Genomic DNA, 20,082 nt, shown 5'->3' with positions numbered 1-20,082 from the left:
TTAACCGCGCCGCCGGCGTTTGCCGGATTCGTCGTCCGGCTTGGGTTGCAATTCCGGTTTGGCGGCGATCGCTTGACCGTCTTTCTCGGCTACATCTACCACGGCACCGTCCTTGACCCGGTCTATGCCGGTGAGGATTAATTGTTCGCCGGCTGCTAGATTATGCTCTACCGCCACTTTTTCGCCTTCGCTGGGACCGGGTTCGACGCGGCGCAAATGGGCGATGTTCTCGGCATCGACCACGTATACAAACGCGCCCTGAGTATCGTGCTGCAAGGCGGCGCTGGGTATCTGCGTGACGCCGTGCAAGGTATCCAGATGCATGCGCACGTTAACGAATTGATTGGCAAACAGAGTTTGCTCGTGATTGTCGAATTGCGCCTTCAGTTTGATGGTGCCGGTGGTCGGGTCGATTTGATTGTCCAGCGCGGTGAGTTGGCCTTCGGCCAGCTTCAGCTTGCCGCCTCTATCATAGGCCTCTATTTTAATGGCCTGGCCGTCGCGATAACGCTTCACCACCTCCGGCAACTTGTCTTCCGGCAAAGTGAACACCACGCTGATCGGCTGTAATTGGGTGATGACGACCAAACCGTTGGCGTCGTTGGCGCGAACGATATTGCCCTGGTCGATCTGCCGCAGGCCGGCGCGGCCGGAAATTGGCGCGGTCAGTTTGGCATAACCGAGTTGCAACTTGGCGCTATCGACCAAGGCCTGATCCATTTCCACGTTGCCTTGGTATTGTTTGACTTGCGACGCCTGGGTGACGGTTTGCTGGGCGGCGATGGAATCCTGAGCCAGCAGGGTTTCATAACGGGCATGATCCAGTTCGGCGTTTTTCAACAAGGCTTGATCCCTGGTTAACTGGCCTTGGGCTTGTTGCAATTGTACCTGGAAGGGCCGCGGATCGATTTCGGCGAGCAAATCGCCGGCCTTGACCATTTGCCCTTCGCTGAAAGCCACTTTTACCAGTTCACCGTCGACGCGCGGTTTCACGGTGACGGTGCGCAGTGCGGTGACGGTGCCGAGCGCGTTCAGATAAATCGGAAAATCACCGCTGCCGGCGGATTGGGTGGCGACGACGGCCGGAGCGTCTTGCTGCTCGAAAAAGCGCCGGCCCTTGCCGCCGCCGCGCTCGGCTTTAGTGTCCGGGGCGGCTTCGCTATGCTGAAAATAGACGCCGGCGCCGGCCAGACTCGCCACTAATATTGTGCCGGTCCACAACCAGGGCCGGCGCTTGCTCGACGAGGGGAAATCGGGAATGTCTTGGTTCATGCTTGGATACGCTTAGGTAAAGTTTGCGAACGGATGGCGCGGATGCCGGCCAGCGAAAAGTCCACCACATGCTCGGCGAAAGCGCCGATGTCGCTCATGTCGCTGGGTAGGGCGCGCTGCGGCCGGGCTTGTTGCATTTGTTTCAGACGCAGCAATTGAAAGCACTGACCCATGATACTGGCGTGGCAATATTGCAATTGTTGTTCGCTGGCATCCTGGCCCAGGCATTCGCGCAGCAAACCGAACATTTGCTGACGCTGCGGATTGATTTCCTTTTCCAGAATGTCGGCCAGCAAGCGGGTCGGTTGCGCCATTTCCTTATGAATGATTGCAAACGAATAGGAGTCGTCGTCGGCTACCCGGCGGATCATCGATTTGATGCGTCCGGCCAGACGTTGCTCGGCGGAAGCTTGCCGCGATACGCCGCCGTCGGGCGGATGCTGGCCTAGCTCATGATTGAACGCATGCCGCCAAGCTTCCAGATACAGGGTTTGCTTATCGCCGAAATGATAGTTTACCGCGGCGATATTGGCCTGGGCTTGCTCGCAAATCTCGGCGATGGTCGCGTCCTGATAGCCTTTCTCGGCAAAAATGCGGCTGGCGGCGGTCAACAGCCGGGCGCGAGTTTTCTCCGACTTGGTTTTAAGGTCAGTCATGCGCTCTGCTGGAAAGTTGACATGTAAAAATTGAAATTGGAAATTCAAATACACGTTTAACAAAGCACGCTACATGCCATGTTTTAGGGTATTGTTTTTAAAAGAGTTAGCGACGCTTCTTGTGTGGCATTGTTTGGAATTCAGCAGTGATTGGCTGTGGGGTGTTGATGGCGGGGCAGCGGGCTGTGGGCTGTGGTTACCAAGGAATCTAGTGACGGGAATCCATACCACCCGCTATGCATGTCGGTTCAAACATTTATTCGGATTTGAAAATGATCTTGATTGTGGGGCGTAAAAATACAGCCCTCTCTTTTCCGGCTGTCGAGTAGTCAACTCGCCACACTGATATCGAGCGCTTGTTCGAAATAATGCCCCTGTACCAAGTCAAAGCCGGTTTTTCGAGCCAGAACCGCCGTTTTTTTATCGTCAATATTCAGCATGATGCTACGACCATTTAGCGATCTGGATAGACTGTTGAAGTGTTGAAGCTTTTCCAGCAGTTTATTGTCACGAACGCGATCCAAATTCAGGGCTGACAAGCCGATGAAGTCGGGTGCTGCCTTGGTAATCAGCTCGAACGCTGATTTTTCCAGCGTGTGGTAATCAAACTTCAGCGCTACTCGGTAGCCACGGCGCTGATAATTGTGCAAGCCCTTTAATAACGATTGGTAAAAACCGGTATATGCGTTATTTGCGGTCAGTGAAATCGCTACATTGGCAGTTTTCAGGCCGCAAGCGACGATAACCTCCTCAAAATACGCGCCATGATCTTCTTTTACCCCAAGAATATGGCGAGGGTCGACTTCCAGAAACAGCAATTCGTCGAGATGGGCTTGCGGTAGGTAATTGAGCATATGTACAGCTCGGGACAGGCGGTCGAAGTTGATGATCGACTCCGCCTGTGCCGGTTCTTCCGTGGGTAAGCTCAGAATATTTTCCAGCCCACTGCTTTGTATGGTTTGCGATGAGTTGCTTGTTACGCTCAATTGGGCGATCTGGCCAATAACATTGGCACTGCGCAGTGTTTCGCGGATAGGCGATAGTCGGCTACCGATGAGAATCGGGCCGAATACCCCACGCACCGCGCCATTTTCCAGAATAAAGGGGCGCAAGCCATTTTTATGTTCCTGTTCCAGCCTATCGTTAAAGTATTCGACTAATTGCTGTAAAGGCATAGGTAAGTTTCCATTAATGTATTAAGAAATTATTCAGCGACTGTGTTTCAACAGATTGAACTGTGGTCGGTGCTTTATGTTTCCTACCGACCCGGCATATGATCTGATCCAGTAAACTCTAGGGTAGAGAACCACATGAGTTGCGACGGAAAGTTTTCTGAATCAAACGTCCAAGGTTATGGGTATTGCTATAGACAAAAAGGTTATCGAACTTTACCTGTTAAATAAAACGATATTATTTGAAATTAATATGCCGAAATTAGAACTGCTTTGCCGAGATTGAGGCGCCGGCCTTGAGCCATTGCCTCAATTCTTTGCGTGCTTATCGCGAGGCTTTGGTTATGCCGATGGCGTTGCGCAAATCTACTAAGGTCACCACACGCGGACCGTGCAATGCGGCTATCTGCCCAACATCTAATTTAAGCCTCTGAATATTTTCATACAGATTTAGCGAATAAGGGTTCACAGAACTCGGCGCCGGCGCATTGGCTGTTTGTGGGGTATAGGCATCGGCCTCGATCAATATCTTTTCCTTTGGCAGATACACGGCTACAAATGCGTCGTTGTGACTATTCCCGGCCAAAGCATGAATTTCGATGTTGCGTTTGCCGTCAGAAATGACCTGCTTACCGTCAAAGCTAATGAAGTTTGCGGTTTTTTTGGACTTCTCCAGATTGTCGGGGTTAATGCTGTGGGGAACAGACCAGACTTTTTCGTAATAGGCCTGGTTAGGTTGATGGGTGACGATAGTGGCGCCGGCATCGACAAAGGTGCGCAAGCCGCCGCTGTGATCAAAGTGCGCGTGGGTGTTGATTACAGTTTTGATCGGCTTGTTGGGGATGGTTTCCTTGAGTTTCTCGATCAGAGCGAGGGAGCGTTCTTCGTTTTGCGGCGCTTCGACCAGGACGATCTGGTTAAGCTGCTCGATGGCCACGCTATGGTGGGTACCGCCGGTCAAATAATACACGCCCTCGGCGAGTTTGTTGGCCGCAACGATGATGTTCGGTTTCTTGGCTGCTTCGGCAGGTAGCGAAATGTCAACTGCCGGGTTGGCTTTTACCGTGTTTACGTTCAGATCCAATACCGGATAACCGCCTTGCAGGCGCACGATGTGGCTGGGAAACAGGCCGCCGTCAAATGCCTTATAGTCACTGTATTGGGTTTCCACCAAGGTATCGCCAAGTACCGGGTTGTCGATCCAGGTCTTGACGTTGGTCAGTTGGTGCTTGGCATTCAGCGTCCCCACATAGCGATATTTGCCGTCCAACGTGAACGAGACTTCGCTGTCGTCGCCTTTGTCTTCGATTTTGGCCTGATGGGTTTGTGCCGCTCTTAAAAAGCCTTGCGGAGTGGCCCAGATTTCTGCGGCCCGTTCTTCAGTCGCTGTCGGTTGCGGGGTGATATTGGGCGTTGGATTAGTCGCACCAGCGGCTGCTTGCGCAACGTTCCAGGCAAACGCGCCGCTGACGTATTGGTCAACTTTTTGCTCGGTGGGTTGTGGTCGATTCCTTCCCGGCTCGATCTCTTGTAACCGGCTAATTTGCACGCGAGCGCTGGCGGTTTCGTAATTGATGTCCGCAGTGTAGTTTTTCACCGCGAAAGGCGGCCAAGGCAAGTCGGGATTGGGCGCTTGTCCAAATTGGTACCAGCGACCTACGCCGGTAAATTCGATGGATTTGAGGTTCGCGACGCCGGCGGTATCGCTCGCTAATTTGATGCTGTCTTGATGCAGCGAACTACAACCCGTGAAAATAAGCGCGATTAAGCCAGCCGTTGGGTATAGCAATTTGTGCATGTTAACTCCTGTCTGTTTGAAATAAGTTGTGCTGAAGCGTGGTTCGGTACGGTTCAAATAGTTGCCTTCCACCTATGTGTGCCTGTTGGCAAATGCTTCCGTGATTAGTGGTTTGCTCTATTCCGATTGGTGGGTGTTCAGCAAGACCTGTGCCGCTTATCTGTAAGCCCCAAAATGCGGGAGAGTGGGCAGTTGATGCGAAGGGCGATTTGCTGCTCAGCTAGCAACGTTTGCTGTTCAGGTGTTTATGCAGAATCAGGGGGCGTAGCCGGACGGGGCGGATCAAAAAAAACAGATTTGGAGTGCGCCGGAGTATATGTGGTGCCTGATGTCTTTATGCCAATATCTGAAATAGACATCGAAATATATCGTTTTTAAAGAGAGTCTGGCTCTGGATAGAATTTCCTCAAGCTCTTCACTAGGGGAAACCTTGTATGGCGTTTTCAAAAACATCACTAGCGTTGCTGGGTTCAGTTACCGCGATTGCCGTCTGTGTGCCCACGGCGAATGCCACCAACGGCTATTTTGCCCACAGCTATGGTGCCAGAAGTAAAGCGTTGGCGGGGGCTAGTACCGCTTTTGCGCAGGATGCGATTGTCTCGGCGATTAATCCCGCCGGTCTGGCTTATGTCGTTGATCGTCTGGATTTGGAGTTTGAATTGTTTAGCCCGCATCGCGAGTACCGCGTCAACGGCGGCGGCATGCTGGCCACCGGATCGGTGGAAAGTGACAGCGAGTATTTTCCCGTACCGACCTTAGGTTGGAGCTATAAATTAGACGCCGAGCAAACTCTGGGCTTAGCGATGTACGGCAATGGCGGTATGAACACCGATTACAAACCGCTGGTCAACGGCAATGGTTTGTTTACGGGCGCTAACGGTACTTTCGGCGCTGGCCGCACCGGCATCGACATGGCGCAGGCCTTTATCGTCGGCACCTACGCGCATTCGTTTGCCAGGGGTCGCTATGTGGTGGGGATTTCGCCGATTTTCGCCGCGCAGACGTTCAAGGCCAGAGGTCTGAGTACCTTCGGTCAATTTGGTTTCTCCAGTGAGCCGGATCATTTATCGGACCAAGGGCGCGATTATTCCTTCGGCGCCGGCTTTCGGGTAGGCGGTTTGGCTGAGTTGGTGCCAGGGCTGCGGCTGGGTGCGTCGTACAAAAGCCGCATTTATATGTCCAAGTTTGAACGCTATTCGGGCTTGTTTGCCCAGGGCGGTGGTTTCGATATTCCGGACAGCTTCAACGTAGGTTTGTCTTGGGATGTCAATAAAGCCCTGACAGCCAACTTTGATGTCGAACATATTCGCTATAGCGAGATCAAATCGGTCGGCAATACCTTTCAGGGCAATCTGCTGGGGCATGCCGATGGCCGTGGTTTTGGCTGGAACGATATGACGATTTATAAAGCCGGTGTGCAGTGGCAGCAAAGTCAGGATTGGATTTGGCGCGGGGGCTTGAGCTACGGGCAGCAACCCATTGAAGGTTCCGAGGTGCTGTTCAATATTCTGGCGCCCGGTGTGCAGGAATGGCACTTGACCGGCGGCTTAAGTCACGCGCTTAGCAAACAGGACGAACTCAGTTTTGCCTTTATGTATTCGCCGCAGAAAACCATCACCGGGCCGAGTCCATTGAGCCCTGGTCAATCAATCGATCTGTCGATGAGCCAGTTTTCCTTGCAATTCGGCTGGTCGCGGCGGTTTTAAAGTAATCAGGGCGCTCCTCCCTTCAAGCGCCGATAAGGCGCTTCTTTTTTAACTGACTTTTGCAGAATTTGCCGATGACTTTTCCCGCTGCTAACCGGATTGCCAACTTACAGCCATCCGACATCCGTTTAATGACCCGCGAATGCGAACGCGTTGGCGGGATTAACCTGGGGCAAGGGCTGGGCGATTTGCCTGCTCCGGCTCTGGTGCGTTACGGTGCGATCAAGGCCATTCAAGACGGCCTCAATACCTATACGCCTTCCGAGGGCGTGCCGCCATTACGGCAGGCGATTGCCGCCAAACTGAAACGCGACAATGGTTTGGAAGTCGATGCGGATAGTCAGATCGTGATTAGCGGCGGTACTACCGGCGCGTTTGCAGCCACATTGACGGCATTATTAAATCCGGGCGATGGCATTTTACTGATGGAGCCTTACTACGGCTATCATCTGAATACGATTTTGCTCAACGGTCTGGAGCCGCAGTTTTTAACCCTGACGCCACCAAATTTCCATCTCGACGAAGCCGAGTTGCGTGCCGCCTTAAAACCCAGTACCCGGGCGATCGTGGTCTGCACGCCTAGCAATCCCAGTGGCAAGCTGTTCAGTGCCGCCGAGTTGGCAATCATCGAACGAGTAGCCGAACAGCATAATCTGCTGGTCATTTCTGATGAAATCTACGAATACATTACCTATGACAACGTGCCGCATATCTCTCCGGCCAGCGTCGGCAACCTAGCTAAGCGTACCGTCAGTATCATGGGTTTTTCCAAAACCTTTAGTATTACCGGATGGCGCCTGGGCTATGCGGTGGCCGAGCCGGCATTGGCGCAGGCGATAAACCTGGTTAACGATTTACTTTACGTGTGTGCGCCGTCGCCCTTGCAATACGGGGCAGCGGCAGGTTTGCAGGCGCCGCCGGAATATTTTCAGCAGCTACGTGTTCAGTATCAACGCAAGCGCGACATCATTTGTGCAGGCCTTCACGAGGCCGGTTTGACGCCACTGGTACCGCAAGGTGCTTACTATGTATTGGCCGACATCGCCCACTTCGGTTATCCCACGGCCAAGGCCGCTGCATTGGCGATATTGGAGCAGACCGGTGTTGCCAGCATTCCGGGTAGTTCGTTCTATCAAAGCGCCGCCGGTGAAGGTTTGATTCGGTTTTGCTTCGCGAAGGATGACGCCACGTTGCATGAAGCGGTTAAGCGCCTGAGCAAGTTTCGGCCTTGAACAGCTAGTTTTTCCTGAATTTCGGCTTTCAATGCTTAGAAGTGCGCGGCGTGTGCTTCCCGATAGCTGATAAATCAACACGAGGTCAACAGTTGCTGCGCGTCAGGCAGCAGTATTGTTGCTTGAAATTCGCTAATTCGTATGCCAAACAACCACTTGAGAGCTGGCACATAAATTGATTCATGAAAGGGATTAAGCACTTAGTAAACACCATGTCCAAACCTACCGTTTCCCGACTCGTCAGCACTCGCATTCCCACGGCGTATGGCGATTTTCAACTCTGCTACTACAGCAATACCCTGGATAACAAAGAACATCTGGCTTTTGTGATGGGCAACGTCAGCGACGCAGAAAATGTATTGGTGCGTATCCACTCCGAATGTTTTACCGGCGATGTGTTGGGTTCCAGACGTTGCGACTGCGGTGAACAACTGGACCGTTCCCTGCAATTGATCGCCAGCCAAGGTGCCGGCGTTTTAGTTTATCTACGTCAGGAAGGACGCGGCATCGGCCTGTTGCAAAAAATGCGCGCCTACAACCTGCAAGACCAGGGTTATGACACCGTCGATGCCAACTTATTGTTGGGCCACGGCGCCGATGAGAGGGATTATTCCTTGGCGGCCCGCATCCTGGAAGAGCTGGGCGTCAAATCGATACGGCTGATGACCAACAACCCGTTAAAGATTCAAGCTTTGGAAAGCGAAGGTATCTGGGTCAACGCCCGTTTTCCGTTGGAAGCCACGGTTAATGCGGATAACGAAGGCTATCTGCTGACCAAAGTCCGGCGCATGGACCACTTATTAAAAGTCAAACCTGCCGCTGCCAGGGTAAGCGTTAGAACCGCGCATGATTGTGAACCAGCAGATTGAGCGTTGGCTGACCGCCCAAACTGCGTTCTTCGGCTCAGCCAGACGGCCGTTTGTCACGCTGAGTTACGCGCAAAGCTGGGACGGCAGCATCACCACCCGCGCCGGCGAAACTCTGGGTTTGAGTGGTAACGAATCGCGACGCCTGACTCATCAACTACGCAGCCTGCACGACGGCATTTTAGTCGGTATCGGCACGGTGTTGACCGACGATCCGCAATTGACGGTGCGAGAATGCCCGGGCAAAAACCCGCAACCCATCGTCTTGGATAGCTGGTTACGCATGCCGCCCACGGCCCGCCTCTGCCAACGCACCGACAAAGAATGTTGGTTGTTAACGCGTTTAAAACCCGATGGCGACTTTGATGGCAATGCCGAGTTCATCACCTTAGACGGTGACGACGACGGACGAGTCGATTTGTCGGCAGCGTTGCAACGGCTTTGGGAAAAAGGCATCCGGACGCTGATGGTGGAAGGCGGCAGCCAGGTCATCACCGCCTTTTTAAAAGCGCAACTGGCCGATGTATTGGTGTTGACTATTGCCCCCACTTTAGTGGGCGGATACAAAGGCGTCGGCAATTTGGAATTGGATTGCAAAAGCCAGCTCCCGCAAATTCGCCCGCTGCATTCGCAGATGTTGGGACAGGATTTGATCATGTGGGGCAATCTGCATTATCGGGAGCCGGCCTTAGCGTGAAAGCTCGTCAGCTTTGGTTTACCCATCCTGGTCACGTCGAAATCCGCGAGCAGCGCTTGCCGCCGCTGGAACCCGGGAAAATGCTGGTAAAGAGTCTTTGCTCGGCGATCAGCGCCGGCACCGAGATGCTGGTTTATCGGGGGCAGTTGCCGACAGATATCACGCTGGACGCTTCATTGACAACATTGCAGCAGCAAGCCGCTTATCCCTTGCAATATGGTTATGCCTGTGTCGGCAGCGTCGAACAAGTCGGCGCTGGTGTCGATGCCGCTTGGTTGAATAAGCGCGTGTTTTCATTTCAACCGCATGCCAGTCACTTTATCGCTATAGCGGATCAACTGCTTGCTTTGCCCGATGATATTGAACCGGAAGCGGCGGTATTTCTCGCGAACATGGAAACTGCCGTTAATCTGGTACTGGATGGCAGACCGGCTCTAGGGGAAAAAGTCGCGGTGTTGGGGCAGGGCATTGTGGGTTTATTGCTATCCAGCGTGCTGGCCCGTTTTCCCTTGGCGCAGTTGCTGGCTTTGGATGAAATCGGCAAACGCCGCAATTACGCCGAGAGGTTGGGGGTGCATCAAGCGTTCGATTCCAAGTCTGACAGGCAAATAGCCGATTTGAAAGACGCCTTAAAATTGCCCGTGGAACTATCGGCAACGCCGAACTCCGGTGCGGATCTGATCTACGAAGTCAGCGGTGCGCCGGAAGCTTTGAATCTCGCTATCGACTTGTGCAGCTATTCCGGCCGCATCGTGATCGGCAGTTGGTACGGCAGCAAGTCCGCGCCAGTGCAATTAGGCGGTGTGGCCCATCGCCATCGCATCAAATTCATCAGCAGTCAGGTCAGCAGTATTGCGCCGGAATTATCCGGGCGCTGGGATAAAGCCCGACGTTTCCAGCAGGCTTGGCAGATGATTCGGCGAGTGAAGCCGCAAGCACTGATAAGCCACCGTATCCCGATTGATCAAGCCGCGGACATTTATCAGCTGCTGGATCAAGCCCCGGAACAAGTCTTACAAGCCATTTTTATTTATTAAAAAATCTCCCCCTACCCCTCTTTTTCAAAGAGGGGTTAGCAACCAACACTATTAGGAAACCCAAAATGTACAGCGTAGCCGTCAGCCGGGACTTTATCGCCAACCATTATTTGATCGGCGGCGACTGGGGCAGTGAAAACCAGCCGCACGCCCACCATTACAACGCGGAAGTGCGTATCGACGGCGAGCAACTAGATCAGCACGGTTACCTAGTGGACATTGTCGCGATCGAAGCCGCGTTGGATGCAGTCATCGCCGACTTCCGCGATCAAATGCTCAACGACAAACCGGAGTTTGCCGGCTTAAACCCCAGCATCGAGCACTTCAGCCGCATTATCTGCGAAAAAATCGCCGCCGCTATTAATCCACCCGGAACCGGTAGGTTGCGGGTGAAACTCTGGGAAAACGCGACCTGCTGGGCAGCTTATCGCTTGGCGTTCTAACCGGTAAACACCATGCGTATCGGCTTGCTGATCGTTGGCGACATGGACAGCGTCAGCGGTGGCTATCTGTATAACCGCAAGCTGGTGTCCTACCTGCGAAGCCAGGGTGACCAGGTCAGTTTCATCAGCCTGCCGCCTCGCAATTATTGGCGGCAGCTGGCCGAGAATATTACCGGTGACTTATTGGAAAACATCGCCGCTGCCAAGCTGGATATCTTGATTCAGGATGCCATGGTTCATCCGGCGGTGTTTTATTTGAATCGGCGTATCAGCAAACAACTCGAAATCCCGTCAATTGCTCTGGTGCATCTGTTGGCCAGCATCGACCAAGCGCCTTGGCACAGCGCCTGGCTATATCGGTTTATCGAACGCCGATATTTGCAAACGGTGGACGGCATCATCGCCAACAGCCAGACCACACTAAGCCAAATCAATCAGCTACTGGCCGGTGAATTACCGCCGCACTGTATTGCGGTGCCGGCCGGCGACAACTTTGCCGAGGTAAACATCGATCGCGCAGGTATCTTAAACGGCGCTCTGGAGCCGGGACCGCTAAAAATATTGCTGGTAGGCAACGTCATCCGCCGCAAGGGCTTGCATGTGTTGCTTCACGCCCTTGGCCAACTGCCGGCACAAGACTATCGGCTCAGCGTAGCAGGACGGCTGGATATGGAACCCGGCTATGTCGCGCAAATTAAAACCCTGATTCGCGATGCCGGATTGACGCAAAGCGTGTCCTTGCTCGGCTCCGTGCAAGGTGAAGCGTTAGCAGATTTGTACCGGCAACATCATCTATTGGTAATGCCGTCCGCTTACGAAAGTTACGGGATTGTGTATGTGGAAGCTCAGCAATTTGGCTTGCCGGTAATCGGCACCACCGCCGGTGCCGCCTGGGAGATTATTCGTGAGGGGGAGAACGGCTATTTGATTAAACCCGAGCAGCATACCGACTTGGGCGATTTGTTACAGACCCTGCATCATGATCGGCCGCTGCTGGCTCGACTGGGCGCCAACGCCTTGCAAGCCTACGCCGCCCAGCCCAGATGGGATAAGACTTGCGCCGACATCCGTGCTTTCTTATCCAGCCAATTCAACACCCGGCAAAGCCGATAAACGATCAGCCGTTGGCCAACAACCGCGTGCGTCGGCTGGCAAGTCCCTGTCGGGCACAGCTATCGATATAATGGTGCAGTGCCACCTGGGCATTGGTTTTAGAGGAAAACGGCCCTTTGCGGCCTTCCCGTGTCAAAAAATACCAGGCGGACAGCCCGGTACCAGGATTAACCACGGACAAAAATCGTTCGGTACGAAACATAGTCTTTTCTTTGTAAAATCTTGATATAAGAAAACTCCTACCATTATTTATGCCATGTTTTTAAGCCTTGCCAAGCCTGACTTTATTGCGCCGGATTAGAAAAAAATTGTTGCTGGAGATACTGAAACTGTTGCTCGGGTGTATGGAAAACAATTTAGCGGGATGACTCACAGGACTAAGCTTGGGCTAAACTCAATGGGCTTTGTAGGATGGGTAGAGCAAAGCGAAACCCATCACCAACTTAAAAATAAAAAAATGACCGAATACCGTCGCCATCGATTCCAAGGAGGCACTTACTTTTTTACGGTAAATCTGGCGGATAGAAGCCAAACACTACTGACGGATCATATTGAGATTTTGCGAGAATCCTTTCGTACGGTTAAGCAAAAGCATCCATTTACAATGGAAGCAATTGTTATATTACCAGAACATCTCCATACCATATGGACCCTACCTGAGGGTGACGATGATTTCAGTTTGCGTTGGCGACAAATTAAATCCGAATTTTCCAGGCATATCGAAATCGCCGAGAAAATATCTAACAGCCGTATTCGAAAAAGTGAGCGAGGAATCTGGCAAAGACGATTTTGGGAGCACCGAATAAAAGACGAGAATGACTTTGCCAGACATGTGGATTACATTCATTTCAATCCGGTAAAACATGGGCATGTCACAACCGCTGCGGATTGGCCTTATTCATCGTTTCATCAATATGTTAAGCGAGGGATTATTCCCGCTAATTGGGGCGGAGTGGCGGGATTGGAAAATGATTTAAACTTGGGATAACGGTGGTTATGAGTTTATTTGATGGGTTTCGCGTTGCTCTACCCATCCTAAGGTCTGGCCGGCAGGGCAGTGAACAATACTGGAGAAAACAACATGAAACACACTACAAAATGTATTTATAAAGCTCCTGCTCTTTACCAAAGAATTAATTTTGTGTTTATGATTATTCTAATTGTCGGCCTCGTAGCAAACGCTTCATGTTCTAAGGAACCTCTGAAAAACAGCCGTTTTAAAAGCCAGTCGCTCCAAAGACCGGTTTAAAATTCAATCATCGACCGTTTTTTCATCAAAACAGCCCGTTTTGCGCCGCCATAGCCCTTTTTCAGGGCTTATTTTCAAATTTCAGACGCAATGAGGCTGCGACGTTCATACGCATCCCCGCGAATGACATTGGCAATCGCGGTCAGAAAGGTTAAACGGGCGGTGTTTTTGGCTAAGCCCCGATAGCGGTTCTTGGCGTAGCCAAAGCGGATCTTAATATCCCGAAACACATGTTCGACCTTCGCGCGGCGGCTGGCCAGTTCTCTGGCTACCGCGCGCAGTAACTGAGCCTCTTCGCTGTCGTCTTTCGTCAGCTTGGTCAGTTTGCCAGGACGCATCGCAATCACGCAGGTCGGTGGATTGTCGGCGGGCATCTCCGGGCGCTTTTCCAAGCCTTGATAACCGGCATCGCCGTGTACGAACTGCTCCTCGCCGTGCAGCAAGTGGGCGGCTTCGGCGACGTCGCTCACGTTGCCTGAGGTAACCTTGAGCGTATGCACCAAGCCGGTTTCGTGGTCAACGCCGATATGAAACTTACTGCCAAAAAACCATTGATTGCCCTTTTTGCTGGCATGCATTTCGGGGTCGCGTGACTGGCTTTGGTTTTTGGTCGAAGTCGGGGCGGCAATCAGACTGGCATCGACGATGGTGCCGGCTTTTAGAAACAGCCCGCGATCCGCCAGCGTTTGGTTGATGGCATTGAAAATCTGCTCGGTTAGCCCGTGGGCTTCCAGCAAATGCCGGAACTGCAAAATCGTGCTTTCATCCGGTACCGCTTCCAGGCGGATACGGCAAAAACGCCGCAGCGATTCAATTTCATACAGTGCGTCTTCCATGCCCGGATCAGAGTAGTTGTAGACAATTTGTGCCACATGAACATGCAGCATCGCACTCAAGGGAAACGGCCTGCGACCGCGCCCTTGGCCCAAGGCATAATGCGGTTCAATCACCGCCAGCATGACGGACCACGGCAATAAGTCTTCGAGTTGATCGAGAAACTTTTCACGCCGCGTGACTTTGCCTTTGTTGGCATATTCGACATCGGCAAAACTGAGTTGTTGATACTGATCCATGCGCGTTATCTCGAAACGGGGTTGGTGCTGAATTATATCGCTGGTCGTGTTTTAATCAGAGGTTCCCTAAGGGCAAAGACAAAAACATTTGGCCTCCTGTACCGCCGATAGATTTCCCTTTTGATGTACAAAAGGTAGGAAATAAAATCGAAACTGAATTTCAAATTATTGACAATTCGCACCGATTACTAGCTTTAAATCTAAATTATTTATTTGAAGAAAATGATCAAATAACTCGAAAACGTGCCTGGGGATTATCTGGAGGCTCAGGCATTTGGCAAGATTCTCCGGAAAAATCTAGCATTCCAGTTGGGAATGCAATGCGGCTTTATGCTGGAAAATGGCTTCCTGATAAAAAACTACAACCCGCCCCGCTTGCAATCAAACTTAATATTTCTCGAATCGATAACAATTCAATAAAACCATTGATACAGAAAGAAATCAGCACTCACGAAATTGGTTTGAGTTCTTTTGGTGCTAATCATCTTGAAAAACAACTTTTAGTTTTTCCTCTTGAGATAGGTCGTTATAAACTGAGTGTCGAAGTGTTATCGACATCGCCTGAATTTAACCAAACGCCCATTACATTTGAAATAACTTTCCCTCACGGCGGAAAATAAGGGGCCACCAACGCCATAGGATTTGCTGAACGTGGTGAAGCGCATCAATCGCGAACGATGGGCTTCCTTTCGTCAGCCCATCCTACATTTTTTAATGGCAACTTATATGGCGGATGGATACATGCTATGAGTGCCCACCCTCTCAAACCAACTTAATCCGCCGCAAAGCAATAAAAATAACCCGCACCGCCGGTGCTGACCAGGTTTTCCTGGCTGCAGCCCTTGCTGTCGTGGGTGGAGTTCCAGGAGACGTTGCCGCCGGTGGCGCCACGGTTGGTGCGGTCGGAATGGCCGACGCGAACGCTGCCTTCGCCGCTGCTGGTATAGTTTTTACAGGTGTGGTCTGCGGCATCGGTGTAAGCACGGCCGTCAGGCTTGGAGCCGGTGATCAGGTCGTGCTGGTTAGGGGTGGCGCCGACGCCGTTGATCTGCGCGCCTTTTTCGGTCAGGTTGGTGGTGCGATGCACGTTGTTACCCAACTGGCCTAGCTCCACGGTATCACCGTGCAGATGGGCAACGTCATTCGCGACTATGGCGCCGTTGGCATTGGCCCAGGGGCCGTTGCCGATTCGGTCGCGGGCGTTGACGGCGGGTTGATCAGCCGTTGCTTGGGTGCTCAAATACGCGCGCCAGGTGCGGTTGCCGGCACCGGCTTCAGTCGCCAGTTTTTGGCAATGGGCATCGGCACCCGCCAGCCCGCCAAGATCCGCGCCTTTACCGGAGCCGACACTGGTAACAAAGAAGCCTAGCGGCGGTTTGGGAGCGTCGCTGGGGGCTTGTTGAGCGAAGGCAGTGTTGGCGCTCAGAACGAGCAGGCCGGCAACAAAGCTAGTTTTTTTCATGCATTTTCTCTCTGGTTATGGGTTATCAAAACGGATTCCTTGAGCAAGGTTCCCGCTCCGAAAACAGCACTAATCGTGCCGTATTTACTAACTTGGCTTTTAGATGTCGTCGCTCCCGCGCAGGCGGGAGTCTAGGTGGGCTATGGATTCCCGCTTTCGCGGGAATGACGGTCAAATTAAATTGGATGGGTAGTTTTAAATCACGAAGAAATTCCGTTTCTGAACAGAAATAATGCCCGCCGGCTGTTGCAATACAGGCAGTGTTTGCTGATACCCTGCCTTTAGGGAGGCACTTACGCTACCGACTTGCCTGTAACACGCGCAAACAACCCAAGCCGCCGATGAGCATAATCGCATCGCGCAGACGCATCAAAGCAATCAAACCAACAGCCGCCTCGGCAGGCCAACTCAAATATTGAAACGCCCAAAACAGCGCTGCTTCCAACGATCCGACGCCGCCCGGCAGCGGTAACAAAAAAGACAGGCGCATCGCCACCAAAACAACCAGAAACGCGGACATATCTAGGGCAAAATCGAACACGCCGAGCAGCAGCCATAACTCCAATAGCAAACCGGCCCAGCCGCACAGAGAGAATATAAAGGTTTTGAATAAAGCGGGCTTACCTGCCGTTACCGCATCCTTTAAGTCGCTACCCAAGCGCTGCCAATGCGTTTCGATGTGTTGCAAGCGCGGATGATGCTGCCAGCGCCGCGCCAGGCGTTTGAGCCAAGCCAATACCCGTTCCGGCCGCTTTAAAATAAACCAGCCAAATAGGGACAAGGTCAGCAAGATAGTAGTCAGACTCAGCAGGATTTCCTGCCAGTTGGCGACAGCGCCGGCCGGCGAAGCCAGCAACAGCAACAGCAGCACAGCCAGGACCAGGATGGTGAAGTTGATCCATAGCTCGTAAAACCTATTCAGACCCAATGCCAACAGCGCCCCGTGCAGCGGCAAATGGCAACGCTTGTACAACCAGAAAATTTGCAAAGGCTCGCCACCGAACTGCGGGCCGGGCGTGATGAAATTGACTGCTTGGCCGGCTTGACGAATCATCAATAACTGACCAACGCCGACCGGTAATTTCAGCAAGTTACTCAACACCCACCAACGCTTGGCAGCGAGCAAAATAATGACGAGATTCAGCCCTATCCAGGCCAGCCATTGGTTGAAAGAAAGTGTGCCAATGGTCAGGGTGATAGTGGCGAGCGGCAATTGACTAAACACCGCTCCAACTAGCAGCAATGCCGGCAGCCACAACAAAAACGGAAGCGCTTTAAGCCAGGTCATCAGGCCCCGTCATAGCGTTGAATCCATTCGTCGCCCCATGGCCACAGGCTATAGCAGCCGGTGCCCAGCAGCACAATCCAGCTGGCTGTAAAGATTAATAGGTAAGACACCACTGGATGGCTAGCGGTCGGATAATGCAAGCCCAACCATGCTAGTACGATCAGCGCCCCCAAACGTCCGGCCAGGCCAAGCAATACAAGACCCGCGACCAGCGGCAAGCCAAATGTCACTATATTGTCCGCCACATCGATTGCATCCTGCATGAGCAAAAACAGCAGCAAGGCAAACAAGACCCGCAAGCCTGGCTGAAAAAACTGATCGCTCCAATCCGCCAAACGCTCATAAGCCTGCGGCGTTAACGCACCGCAGACCACCCACCAGTCTGCTGCAAATCCGAACAACACCGGCAACATGAAGGCAATGCCGGCGATAACAGTCAATTCAGGATCAAGCAGCGGCCAAAGCGCTACCGCGACGAAAGCCATTTGAAAGCCCGCCAAGGTGCGACGTAGCGGGTTTTCCGGCAAGGCGTGTAGCGGCAAACCCCGCAAACTGCGGCGGTGTAAGCCCCATCGGTATACATAGTAAGCCATGCTCAACAGCAGATAAGAGATATGCAATTTTCCCAAACCAATCGCCAATAGCGGCGCGATTACCAGTCCCAGCGCATCGAAGCGAATGTCCAATTCATTGCCCAACAGGCTTACCTGTCCGCTGCGGCGAGCCGCGAAACCGTCCAAGCGGTCGAGGATAGCCGCCAGCGTATAACACAGCGCCGGCAACCACATATAAGATGCAAGCGTTTGCTGCATAAACAAAAAGCCGCCGGTCAGGGCTATGCAGCCGCCGCGCACGATGGTTAAACGGTTACCCCAGCCGAGGCTACAGTAGAGAGGTGCTTTGGCGCTGGCGCGATTCAAGGGTAAGCGCCGCCACACGCAGCGGCAGACATAAGCCCAAATCAGACTCGCCAGAATCATCCATTGGCCGGCGAGTATCCAGCTCTCGGCTAGGCAGAAAAAACCAAAGCCGATCAGCAGCACGCCCACACCCAATGCGGCAATGACGCGCACTTCGTGTTGCAGTAAATTTAAGACGACGTTTTCGGTTGCTTGCATGTTTTTCAATTACTGAGTCAGATCAATCAACAAGCTCCAGCAGAAGCCATGCCAGTTTGGCGTTGTTTTTGCTTTCAAGTATTTTCCATCTAAAACAATAATCGCGATTTCTCACCTACATGCGCTTCCCAATAAACATATATGCTCTTTATCGGCAAAGCGTTTGCCACCCGGATTTAACCGCCTCGCTACGGGAGTGTAGATGCTAGGCGATAACAGGATTTTCAATACTCACCGGACTGCTCACTTCAAAAGGGGCTTGAATGGTTTCGCGGTGATTTATGTATTGGCGGCTTTGCTTATTCCCAATCGCCTAAGCTTGATAACAGTGGCGGCTTTTGCTTCCTTACCGTTGGAAGCGCTATTGCTCGGTCTGGCTTTATTGGTCCGGGGCAGGGGAGCCGTATTGATTCGCTGGGTTGCCGTCGGCCTGCTCGGAACCGGGATCATCACTAAATTGGCCGACGTCGCGGCGTACCAGGTTTTCGACCGACCGTTCAATCCGGTACTTGATTCCCGCTTTCCGGCGGACGGCCTGAATCTGCTGCAAGGCGCCATTGGCCACATTGGCGCCATCGTCGTCGCTGGTTTGCTCATCGCCTTGTTACTGAGTATTTTTTTGTTGACCAACACCTTGCTGCGCCGGGTACAAACGCTGTTGCAACGTTGGTCGAAAATTAGTTGCACGGGTTTAGTCGCCGGACTTTTGGGCTGGGGCATTTTCGCCTGCGCGGGCTGGCCACAGGCCGGCAAACCGTTTTACGACCTAATGACCCAGCACGTTGCCGGCATCCGTAGCAGCGTGGCCGATTTGGATAGTTTCAACAATGTAGTGGATAGCGATCCTTATGCCGCAGTGCCGGACAGCGCATTGTTCGAAAAATTGAAAGGCAAGGATGTGCTGGTGGTGTTCATCGAATCGTATGGCCGGACCGTGCTCGACAAAGCCGATTACGCTGCCCACATCCGCCCGTTGCTGCAACAAAGCAGCGCCGATCTCGCCGCAAACGGGTTGTCGGCGCGCAGCGCTTACTTAACTTCACCGACTTACGGCGGCATCAGCTGGCTGGCGCATGGCACGTTGATGTCCGGTCTATGGATCAATAGCCAGACCCGCTACGACCGTTTGGTGATGAGTCAACGCCCCTCCCTAAATCGACTGTTCCACCGGGCCGGCTGGCGCACGGTAGCGGTACAGCCGGCACATACGATGGCCTGGCCGCAAGGCGAATACTTCGGCTACGACCGCATCTATGCCGCCAAGGATTTGGGCTACAAAGGCCAAACCTTCAACTGGATCACCATGCCGGACCAATACACACTATCGGCCCTGCAAGTCTTGGAGCGCAAGCCCGGTGCTCGGCAACCGTTGATGGCCGAGTTGGCCTTGATCTCGTCGCACGCGCCGTGGACTCCTTTGCCGGCGCAGGTGGATTGGGATCAGGTGGGCGATGGCAGCATTTTCAATCAAGCCCGAGTCGGGGACACCCCGGAAGTCGTCTGGCAAAACACCGAGCGCATCCGCGAGCAATATCGAAAATCCATCGAATACGCGTTGGCTAATATCGTCTCCTACGCTATTACTTTTGGCGACGATAACCTGGTGATTCTGATGTTGGGCGATCACCAACCGGCGCCGTTCGTGACCGGCGAATCGGATAGCCACGATGTATTGGTACATCTGATCAGTCGTGACACCAAGGTGATGGACACCATAAAGGATTGGCAATGGACGGACGGCATGCTACCGGCCAGCGATGCGCCTGTGCTTGGCATGGATAAATTACGGGAGCGATTTATCGCGGCGTTTTCCCGATAAATCCTGGTTGTTGGTTTTGCTCAAAGTCTCGGCTTTGTTGCGCTGAGGTCGAAATTTTTTGGTTTGAGCCTGCTGGGGCTG

The 20,082-nt window shown here is 52.8% G+C and carries 19 protein-coding genes; 10 read left to right on the top strand and 9 right to left on the bottom strand.

From position 1 onward, the window contains the following. From A1332_RS18985 to A1332_RS18970, 4 genes are all read right to left on the bottom strand, one after another. A complete protein-coding gene (locus A1332_RS18985) occupies nucleotides 1-1,272 on the bottom strand; it encodes an MdtA/MuxA family multidrug efflux RND transporter periplasmic adaptor subunit (RefSeq protein ID WP_064009994.1) in 1,272 nt (423 codons plus the stop codon). After that, a complete protein-coding gene (locus A1332_RS18980; protein ID WP_064009993.1) occupies nucleotides 1,269-1,928 on the bottom strand; it encodes a CerR family C-terminal domain-containing protein in 660 nt (219 codons plus the stop codon). Before A1332_RS18980 ends, A1332_RS18985 begins: the two co-directional genes overlap by 4 nt. A 329-nt stretch (nucleotides 1,929-2,257) precedes the next feature. Next, the gene (locus tag A1332_RS18975; protein WP_064009992.1) at nucleotides 2,258-3,103 is read right to left on the bottom strand and encodes an EAL domain-containing protein; all 846 of its coding nucleotides are present in this window, start codon (nucleotides 3,101-3,103) and stop codon (nucleotides 2,258-2,260) included. A 322-nt stretch (nucleotides 3,104-3,425) separates the two neighbouring features. Then, on the bottom strand, nucleotides 3,426-4,898 hold the full coding sequence (locus A1332_RS18970; protein ID WP_064010006.1) for an MBL fold metallo-hydrolase: 1,473 nt from the start codon (nucleotides 4,896-4,898) through the stop codon (nucleotides 3,426-3,428). A gap of 434 nt (nucleotides 4,899-5,332) precedes the next feature. On the opposite strand from A1332_RS18970, the gene A1332_RS18965 reads away from it, so the two are divergent. The 7 genes from A1332_RS18965 to A1332_RS18935 all read left to right on the top strand — a co-directional run bounded on the left by A1332_RS18965 (nucleotide 5,333) and on the right by A1332_RS18935 (nucleotide 11,992). Then, a complete protein-coding gene (locus A1332_RS18965; protein ID WP_064009991.1) occupies nucleotides 5,333-6,604 on the top strand; it encodes an OmpP1/FadL family transporter in 1,272 nt (423 codons plus the stop codon). Nucleotides 6,605-6,678: 74 nt separating this feature from the next. Then, nucleotides 6,679-7,836 carry a pyridoxal phosphate-dependent aminotransferase gene (locus A1332_RS18960; protein ID WP_064009990.1) on the top strand — a complete coding sequence of 386 codons (1,158 nt, stop codon included), beginning with the start codon at nucleotides 6,679-6,681 and terminating at the stop codon, nucleotides 7,834-7,836. A gap of 212 nt (nucleotides 7,837-8,048) precedes the next feature. Further along, on the top strand, nucleotides 8,049-8,705 hold the full coding sequence (gene ribA / locus A1332_RS18955; RefSeq protein WP_082879781.1) for a GTP cyclohydrolase II: 657 nt from the start codon (nucleotides 8,049-8,051) through the stop codon (nucleotides 8,703-8,705). Further along, nucleotides 8,683-9,399 carry a RibD family protein gene (locus A1332_RS18950; protein ID WP_064009988.1) on the top strand — a complete coding sequence of 239 codons (717 nt, stop codon included), beginning with the start codon at nucleotides 8,683-8,685 and terminating at the stop codon, nucleotides 9,397-9,399. The genes ribA and A1332_RS18950 overlap by 23 nt, the downstream gene beginning before the upstream one ends. After that, the gene (locus A1332_RS18945; protein WP_231890360.1) at nucleotides 9,360-10,436 is read left to right on the top strand and encodes a zinc-dependent alcohol dehydrogenase; all 1,077 of its coding nucleotides are present in this window, start codon (nucleotides 9,360-9,362) and stop codon (nucleotides 10,434-10,436) included. Before A1332_RS18950 ends, A1332_RS18945 begins: the two co-directional genes overlap by 40 nt. A gap of 65 nt (nucleotides 10,437-10,501) precedes the next feature. Further along, the gene (locus tag A1332_RS18940; protein WP_064009986.1) at nucleotides 10,502-10,879 is read left to right on the top strand and encodes a 6-pyruvoyl trahydropterin synthase family protein; all 378 of its coding nucleotides are present in this window, start codon (nucleotides 10,502-10,504) and stop codon (nucleotides 10,877-10,879) included. 12 nt (nucleotides 10,880-10,891) lie between these two features. After that, nucleotides 10,892-11,992, top strand: a complete 1,101-nt coding sequence (locus tag A1332_RS18935) for a glycosyltransferase family 4 protein (RefSeq protein ID WP_064009985.1) — start codon at nucleotides 10,892-10,894, stop codon at nucleotides 11,990-11,992. A gap of 4 nt (nucleotides 11,993-11,996) precedes the next feature. Here the strand turns inward: A1332_RS18935 and A1332_RS18930 are convergent, their stop codons facing one another. Then, nucleotides 11,997-12,194 (bottom strand): DUF6316 family protein, encoded by a 198-nt coding sequence (locus A1332_RS18930; protein ID WP_064009984.1) that lies wholly within the window; start codon nucleotides 12,192-12,194, stop codon nucleotides 11,997-11,999. Nucleotides 12,195-12,449: 255 nt separating this feature from the next. Here A1332_RS18930 and A1332_RS18925 point away from each other — a divergent pair, with 255 nt between their 5' ends. Next, the gene (locus A1332_RS18925) at nucleotides 12,450-12,980 is read left to right on the top strand and encodes an REP-associated tyrosine transposase (protein ID WP_064010005.1); all 531 of its coding nucleotides are present in this window, start codon (nucleotides 12,450-12,452) and stop codon (nucleotides 12,978-12,980) included. Nucleotides 12,981-13,315: 335 nt separating this feature from the next. Here the strand turns inward: A1332_RS18925 and A1332_RS18920 are convergent, their stop codons facing one another. After that, nucleotides 13,316-14,314, bottom strand: a complete 999-nt coding sequence (locus A1332_RS18920) for an IS5 family transposase (RefSeq protein WP_064009983.1) — start codon at nucleotides 14,312-14,314, stop codon at nucleotides 13,316-13,318. 86 nt (nucleotides 14,315-14,400) lie between these two features. Here A1332_RS18920 and A1332_RS25755 point away from each other — a divergent pair, with 86 nt between their 5' ends. Further along, nucleotides 14,401-14,934 (top strand): DUF5625 family protein, encoded by a 534-nt coding sequence (locus A1332_RS25755; RefSeq protein WP_197491514.1) that lies wholly within the window; start codon nucleotides 14,401-14,403, stop codon nucleotides 14,932-14,934. 152 nt (nucleotides 14,935-15,086) lie between these two features. Here the strand turns inward: A1332_RS25755 and A1332_RS18910 are convergent, their stop codons facing one another. The 3 genes from A1332_RS18910 to A1332_RS18900 form a co-directional block, all read right to left on the bottom strand. After that, on the bottom strand, nucleotides 15,087-15,776 hold the full coding sequence (locus A1332_RS18910; protein ID WP_064009981.1) for a hypothetical protein: 690 nt from the start codon (nucleotides 15,774-15,776) through the stop codon (nucleotides 15,087-15,089). Between the two features lie 298 nt (nucleotides 15,777-16,074). After that, a complete protein-coding gene (locus A1332_RS18905) occupies nucleotides 16,075-17,064 on the bottom strand; it encodes a lysylphosphatidylglycerol synthase transmembrane domain-containing protein (protein WP_064009980.1) in 990 nt (329 codons plus the stop codon). Then, a complete protein-coding gene (locus A1332_RS18900) occupies nucleotides 17,064-18,182 on the bottom strand; it encodes a CDP-alcohol phosphatidyltransferase family protein (RefSeq protein WP_064009979.1) in 1,119 nt (372 codons plus the stop codon). Before A1332_RS18900 ends, A1332_RS18905 begins: the two co-directional genes overlap by 1 nt. Before the next feature lie 202 nt (nucleotides 18,183-18,384). On the opposite strand from A1332_RS18900, the gene A1332_RS18895 reads away from it, so the two are divergent. Further along, complete coding sequence (locus A1332_RS18895; RefSeq protein ID WP_064009978.1) at nucleotides 18,385-20,001, top strand: sulfatase-like hydrolase/transferase; 1,617 nt, start codon at nucleotides 18,385-18,387, stop codon at nucleotides 19,999-20,001. The last annotated feature ends 81 nt before the right edge of the window (nucleotides 20,002-20,082 follow it).

This window comes from Methylomonas methanica (assembly GCF_001644035.1).
Classification (GTDB): domain Bacteria; phylum Pseudomonadota; class Gammaproteobacteria; order Methylococcales; family Methylomonadaceae; genus Methylomonas; species Methylomonas methanica_A.
The sequence above is the reverse complement of the archived record's forward strand: the minus strand, read 5'-3'. Positions and strand labels throughout refer to the sequence as shown.